The organism is Mesorhizobium sp. M7A.F.Ca.ET.027.03.2.1, assembly GCF_003999175.1.
GTDB lineage: Bacteria > Pseudomonadota > Alphaproteobacteria > Rhizobiales > Rhizobiaceae > Mesorhizobium.
In genome coordinates this window covers 1-4,738 of the sequence record NZ_RZOM01000441.1, presented here as the reverse complement: position 1 = coordinate 4,738, position 4,738 = coordinate 1, and the positions used below count along the sequence as shown (strand labels likewise).

Here is a 4,738-nt window from a genome sequence, read left to right as displayed (position 1 = left end):
CGCGTTCGATGTCGGCGCCGTCCTCGATGTAGAGACGGTTGACCTGTTTGCCGGCCGGGCCGGTCTGCTTGGTCACCAGCGTGTTGCCCAGCATCTCGTTGGCGTTGGCGACGACGTCGGCCACCGATTTCGCCAGCCGCACCCCGCCCTTGGCGTCCGGGCCGAGCTCGGTGAATTTGCCCTTGCCGCGGCCGCCGGCATGGATCTGGCTCTTCACCACATAAAGCGGGCCCGGCAGCGCCTTGGCGGCGGCTTCCGCTTCGCTCGCCTTGAACACCGGCACGCCTTCGGCCACGGGCGCGCCAAAGCTCTTCAGCAGCGCCTTGCCCTGATACTCATGGATGTTCATCTGGATGGTCTCCGGATCGACTGGGGGTTCACTTGCTGGAGATTCATTTGGAGGCGAGTTGCGGCGCGATCTTGACGCAGGCCTCGGTCAGGCCCTGCACCGTCGCCACAGAGGAGTCGAACATCTTCTGCTCGCTCTTGTTGAGCTCGATCTCGATAATACGCTCGACGCCGCCGGCGCCGATCACCACGGGAACGCCGACATAGGTGTTCTTGACGCCATACTGGCCGGAGAGATACGCCGCGCAGGGCAGCACGCGCTTCTTGTCCTTGAGATAGGCTTCAGCCATCGAGATCGCCGAAGCGGCCGGCGCGTAATAGGCCGAACCGGTCTTGAGCAGGCCGACGATCTCGGCGCCCCCGTCGCGGGTGCGCTGCACGATCTGGTCGAGCTTCCCCTTCGAGGTCCAGCCCATCTTGATGAGGTCGGGCAGCGGAATGCCCGATACCGTCGAATAGCGGATCATCGGCACCATGGAATCGCCGTGGCCGCCGAGCACGAAGGCGGTGACGTCCTCGACCGAGACCTTGAATTCCTCGGCCAGGAAATAGCGGAAGCGCGCGCTGTCGAGCACGCCGGCCATGCCGACGACATGGCTATTGGGCAGGCCCGAGAACTTCTGCAGCGCCCAGACCATGGCGTCGAGCGGGTTTGTGATGCAGATGACGAAGGCCTTCGGCGCATACTTCTTCAGCCCGGCGCCGACCTGTTCCATGACCTTGAGATTGATGCCCAAAAGGTCGTCGCGGCTCATGCCGGGCTTGCGCGGCACACCGGCGGTGACGATGCAGACATCGGCGCCTTCGATGCCGGCATATTCGTTGATGCCGGTGAGCCTGGAGTCGAAGCCATCGACCGGCGACGACTGCGCGATATCGAGCCCCTTGCCCTGCGGGATACCTTCGGCAATATCGAACAGCACCACGTCGCCGAGGTCCTTGAGGCCGATCATGTGAGCGAGCGTGCCGCCGATCATGCCAGAGCCGATAAGCGCTATCTTGTTGCGTGCCATGTGAGGATGTTTTCCCTTTGTCGGTGACGACGTCTCAAATCTCTGGTGACTTGATGGCGGCGTCGAAGAAGAGGCCGGAATGCTGCGGGGAACCGCGAATTTTCGCCGCACCCAATAGCCCCGGCACAGAAAAAATTCAAACGATTATTTTGGCGTCAGCATTTTCAATCGGTTAGATCATTTGGGATTTACGTAAACGTCAAAGTTTGTAAGCCGACTTGGGAAGAAGTAGCCGATGAAGATGGAGATCGTAAGGCCGGATGCGGGCGATGACGCCCTTGTGATGCGGGTAGCCGAGGTCGGCGGGACAGCGTCCCCCTCTGTCTTGCCGACGGGGGGCACGAAAGATCGCTACCAACGGATCTCTGGAAACTCAGGCCTGCGCCTGCTTTGCATCTAGCGCCGGCTTCCCTTTCTGCCGCTCCGCCCAATCCTCCAGCCAGTCGCGGCTTTGCATCTCGGTCAGCCGCGATGCGGTGCGCTCGAACTCGAAGACTTCGACGCCGCGCTTGGCTGCATAAAGCGCTTGCGGCGGCGCTTCGGCGCTCATCACCAGCCGCACATGATGGTCGTAGAGCGTGTCGATCAGAAGGATGAAGCGCTTGGCTTCGTTGCGCTTGCCTTCGCCGAGCACCGGGACGTGGTCGATGAAAATGGTTGAGAAGCGCCCGGCGATTGCCAGGAAATCGCGCGCGCCAAGCGGCTTCTCGCAGAGATCGGCGAAGGAGAACCGCGCCGCATCGCCCGCCGCACGCGGCACGATCACCTGCCGTCCTTTGAGGGCAATCGATGTCTCGGCGGTCGGCGCGCCCCGCGTCATGGCTTGCCAGGCCTCGTCGAGTAGCTGGTCCGCCGCCGCATCGGCCGGCGTGACATAGACCGGTGTCCGGGCGAGCTTTTCCAGCCGGTAGTCTTTGTCGGCATCGAGCGCCAGCACCTGTGTGTGCCGCTCCAGTATGCCGATAAAGGGCAGGAAAAGCTGGCGGTTCAGCCCGTCGCTGTAGAGGTTTTCCGGCGCCACATTCGAGGTGGCGACCAGCACCACGCCGCTGGCAAACAGCGCCGAAAACAACCTGGACAGGATCATCGCGTCGGCAATGTCGGTGACCGAGAACTCATCGAAGCACAGCACCCAGGCTTGCTCGGCAAGGGCCTTGGCCACCGGCGGGATCGGATCGTCTTCCCTGACGTCGCCATTCTTGCGCGCCTGCCGGTGCTTCTGGATACGGTCCTGCACGTCGGCCATGAAGTCGTTGAAGTGGACGCGGCGCTTGCGCCGCACCGGCAGCAAGTCGAAGAACATGTCCATCAGCATGGTCTTGCCGCGACCGACGCCGCCATGGATGTAGAGGCCTTTGACGGCCTCATGGGTCTCGCGCTTGCGGGCGAACAGCCAGCCCAGCGCGCTCGACTTATGCGCCAGCCGCTTGGCCGAAATTTCATCGGTCAGCCGGTCAAGCGCCGCAACGATCCGTTCCTGCGCCGGATCGCGGTCGATCGTACCGGTTTCCACCAGATGGTCGTAGCGCTGCCTGACGGTCGCATGGGTCTGAAGGCCGTCACGCAGATGCATCGGTCACGTCGTTCTGGAGCAATTCCGGGAACCGGAATTGCGTAAAACAAAAACTATCTCGTAAGTGAAATCGGCTGGCCGTTGGAAGTCTGGCCGTCGAATTTCGAGCCGCCCGAGGAATAGAGCCGCGCCAGCGCACCGCCGCTCTCGTCATAGAGCGTCAGCTGTTTGCCGGCGACGTTCCACGACTTGATGCCGTCCATCGGCGCCGGGCAATGCAGCGGCCCGGCGCGGAAGCCGGCGCCGAATTTGGTCTGCGGTGTCGCCACCTTGCAGCTCTGGCCCGCAACGCTGGCGTTCCAGACACCGGCGACGCTGGCGGCGGTCACGTCGGAAGCGCCGGCCGGCGCCGAGCCGTCCGAAGGCAGCGCGGCGACCTGGGTGTTCGCCGGCGCGGTCGGGAATTGCGAAGGGTCGGTGGTGCCGGGCGATGCCGGCGGCGGCAGTTGGTTCGCCGTCACCTTGCCGGCGGGCGCGGCCTCCAGCGGTGCCGGCTGCTGGTCATCCATCGAGGAAAAACGTGAGGTCGAACAGCCACTCGCAACGAGGGCCGCCAGCGATACGGCCACCAGACCGGTTTTCGAAAAAGTCATTCCAACCTCCGTCGGATCCGGCTGGGGGGAAGCCGTCCGCACAATCTCACCCCCACCAAGATGGAGAAGGTGGCGAAATTTCAACCCGATATGGTTAAAATACAGTTTGCAGCAAGAATTGTTGCAAATTTATCGCAATCGCCACGGCTGACCGTTTGTCGCGCGTCGCTTGGGAATTCCGGTCAACACTTCGTCGGTGGACGCTTGCGCGAACCGCCTCAGCGCCTATGTCTGGAAAACGAAACCCTGCTGGAGCCGCAAATTGGCCGCGAGAAAGACTGCCGCCAATCGCTATTACAGCGGCCCGCCCAGCGACCATTTCGACGGCGCATTGTTCTTCAATCCCGACGGCCAGCCACCCGGCCGTTTCGCCGACCTGCTGAAATGGCAGTTGAATGGCCAGCGCTCGAAATGGCCGGCGAGCGATGCAAGCCCCTTTCCGCAGGCAAAGCCGGCGACAAGGGTCGAGGGCGCCGCGCTGGAAGTGACCATGATTGGTCATTCCACCTTGCTGGTCCAGACGGCAAGTCTGAACATTCTTACCGATCCGGTTTGGTCGCTGCGCGCGTCGCCGCTTTCCTTCGCCGGACCAAAACGCATCAATGCGCCAGGCATCGCCTTTGCCGACCTGCCGCCGATCGACCTCGTGCTGGTCAGCCACAACCATTACGACCATCTCGACCTCGCCACGTTGAAGCGGCTGAAGGCCGGCCACGACCCGCTGGTGCTCACTCCGCTCGGCAACGACGCCATCATCGAAGCCGCCGTGCCCGGCATGCGACTGTCGGCGCATGACTGGGGCGACAGGGTCGAGATCGGCAATGGCGCCGCCGTCCATGTAGAGCCGGTGCATCACTGGTCGGCGCGTGGCGCCCGCGACCGGCGCATGGCGCTGTGGGCCGGCTTCGTCGTCGAAACGCCTGACAGCAAGCTCTATTTCGCCGGCGACACCGGCTTTCACAATGGCATCAACTACCGGCGGATGGCCGAGAAACATGGCGGTTTCCGCTTCGCCATCCTGCCGATCGGCGCCTATGAACCGCGCTGGTTCATGGCGCCGCAGCACCAGAACCCCTGGGAAGCGGTGCAAGGCATGACGCTGTGCAATGCCGCCCATGCCGCCGGCTGTCATTGGGGAACTTTCCAGCTCACTGACGAGCCGATCGACGAGCCGGCGCGCAAATTGACCGAGGCGCTTGACGATCAAGGCA

At 63.1% G+C, this 4,738-nt stretch carries 5 protein-coding genes; 1 reads left to right on the top strand and 4 read right to left on the bottom strand.

Going from position 1 to position 4,738, the window contains the following annotated elements:
• The 4 genes from EN750_RS19205 to EN750_RS19190 form a co-directional block, all read right to left on the bottom strand.
• A partial coding sequence (locus tag EN750_RS19205) for an ATP-grasp domain-containing protein (RefSeq protein WP_348629599.1) occupies nt 1-349 on the bottom strand: 349 nt, incomplete at its 3' end.
• A gap of 43 nt (nt 350-392) precedes the next feature.
• Nucleotides 393-1,361 (bottom strand): malate dehydrogenase, encoded by a 969-nt coding sequence (gene mdh, locus EN750_RS19200; RefSeq protein ID WP_127397343.1) that lies wholly within the window; start codon nt 1,359-1,361, stop codon nt 393-395.
• Between the two features lie 373 nt (nt 1,362-1,734).
• Nucleotides 1,735-2,934 carry a cell division protein ZapE gene (gene zapE / locus EN750_RS19195; RefSeq protein ID WP_127397342.1) on the bottom strand — a complete coding sequence of 400 codons (1,200 nt, stop codon included), beginning with the start codon at nt 2,932-2,934 and terminating at the stop codon, nt 1,735-1,737.
• Between the two features lie 53 nt (nt 2,935-2,987).
• Entirely contained in the window at nt 2,988-3,527 is a 540-nt protein-coding gene (locus EN750_RS19190; protein WP_023811288.1) for a protease inhibitor Inh/omp19 family protein, read from the bottom strand.
• A 262-nt stretch (nt 3,528-3,789) separates the two neighbouring features.
• On the opposite strand from EN750_RS19190, the gene EN750_RS19185 reads away from it, so the two are divergent.
• Nucleotides 3,790-4,738: MBL fold metallo-hydrolase (locus tag EN750_RS19185; protein WP_127397341.1), on the top strand; the 949-nt coding region annotated here is incomplete at its 3' end.

Excerpts from the sequence above, each read along its gene's own strand:
- mdh (WP_127397343.1), bottom strand. The coding sequence starts at position 1,361 with ATGGCACGCAACAAGATAGCGCTTATCGGCTCTGGCATGATCGGCGGC.
- EN750_RS19190 (WP_023811288.1), bottom strand. The coding sequence starts at position 3,527 with ATGACTTTTTCGAAAACCGGTCTGGTGGCCGTATCGCTGGCGGCCCTC.
- zapE (WP_127397342.1), bottom strand. The coding sequence starts at position 2,934 with ATGCATCTGCGTGACGGCCTTCAGACCCATGCGACCGTCAGGCAGCGC.